Here is a 1,281-nt window from a genome sequence, read left to right as displayed (position 1 = left end):
ACTGATCGTTTCAGAATGCGGTGCGGAGCCGCCTCAAACAGATGAGAGCGCACGCGAGTTGGAGGAGTCCCTGGTGGAGGTCGGCGCGTATCTCGTAGCGGATGCGCAGGCGCTTGAACTGATGCAGCCACGCAAAGGTTCTCTCTACCACCCAACGGGTCTTGCCCAGGCCGGAGCCGTGTGGGGCGCCGCGTCTGGCGATCTTCGGGACGATGCCGCGGATCCATAGGAGTCGGCGGTACTTGCGGAAGTCGTAGCCCCGGTCGGCGTACAGGCGCTTCGGCTTGTGGCGTGGACGGCCGCGCTGGCCCCGGATGCGCGGAATCGCGTCCAGGAGCGGAACGAGCTGGGTGACGTCGTGCCGGTTGCCGCCGGTCAGCGAGACGGCGAGCGGGGTGCCGTGGCGGTCGACGATCACATGATGCTTGCTGCCGGGCCGGCTGCGGTCGACCGGCGAGGGCCCTGTGTGCGCCCCCCTTTGAGCGCCCTGACGTGCGAGCCATCGATCGCGCAGTCGTCCATGTCCAGCAGGTTGGCACGTCGCAGCTCGACGAGCAGGGCCTCATGCAGGCGGGGCCATACCCCGGCCTCGGTCCAGTCCCGCAGCCGCCGCCAGCAGGTGACCCCGGAGCAGCCGATCCGTTCGGACGGGACGTCTGCCCAGGACACGCCCTTGCGCAGGACATACACGATCCCGGCCAGCGCAGTACGGTCGTCGACCGGCTTGCGCCCGGGAAACCGGTGCCGGCGCGGCGGTCGGGTCGGTATCAGCGGGGCTATCCGCTCCCACAGGTCATCGGGCACAAGATCGCTGTTCACGCCGGAAGCGTGCCAGAACAAAGCGGTTGAGGAGGCCGAATCGGCCCGGCACACTCGCCCCGATGAGCCACAGCACAACGCCGGGCAGCTGGGACGGGCCCTGGTACCGCGTCCACACAGAGCAGTTCGAGGCCGCGTTCCTGCCGAATGCCGGCGAGGACTTGGAGTCCGTGGACAACGTCGATGTCTTCGTGGACCTCAAGGACGGCTCCCGATGGAGCGCGGCCATCATCACCCTCGCCCAGGTCGAGATCCTCATGAAGCGATGGGCTGCCAATGGGGAAGCCCTCGCTGGCCGCTACTTCTGGTGCTCGGACGGGCTCATCGTCCGAGATGCCGGCATCAGCAACATGACCCAGGTCCTCGCCGGTCTGATCCTGAACGGCGAGTTCACCCAGATCCTCCAACGCCTCGACGGCTGACAGCTGACCGGCCTGCACGTCTCATTCTGAAACGATCAGT

2 protein-coding genes are annotated in these 1,281 nt (G+C 67.1%); one reads left to right on the top strand and one right to left on the bottom strand.

Annotation, left to right across the window (positions count from 1 at the left end):
• Window positions 1–10: 10 nt before the first annotated feature.
• Window positions 11–819 (bottom strand): IS5 family transposase gene (locus tag ACGFZN_RS39955; RefSeq protein ID WP_393863398.1). Its coding sequence is split into 2 segments (ribosomal slippage): window positions 11–468 and window positions 468–819, totalling 810 coding nucleotides; the frame shifts between segments, so codons are not numbered across the junction.
• Between the two features lie 62 nt (window positions 820–881).
• Between ACGFZN_RS39955 and ACGFZN_RS39950 the strand changes: the two genes are divergently transcribed.
• On the top strand, window positions 882–1,241 hold the full coding sequence (locus tag ACGFZN_RS39950) for a hypothetical protein (RefSeq protein WP_393863397.1): 360 nt from the start codon (window positions 882–884) through the stop codon (window positions 1,239–1,241).
• Window positions 1,242–1,281: the final 40 nt, after the last annotated feature.

The organism is Streptomyces sp. NPDC048192, assembly GCF_043202415.1.
Taxonomy (GTDB): Bacteria; Actinomycetota; Actinomycetes; order Streptomycetales; family Streptomycetaceae; genus Streptomyces.
Note: the sequence above shows the minus strand (reverse complement) of the source record. Positions and strands in the feature narration are given on the sequence as shown.

What these genes read in the sequence shown, in the direction of transcription:
- ACGFZN_RS39950 (WP_393863397.1), top strand. Translation starts at nt 882, where the DNA reads ATGAGCCACAGCACAACGCCGGGCAGCTGGGACGGGCCCTGGTACCGC.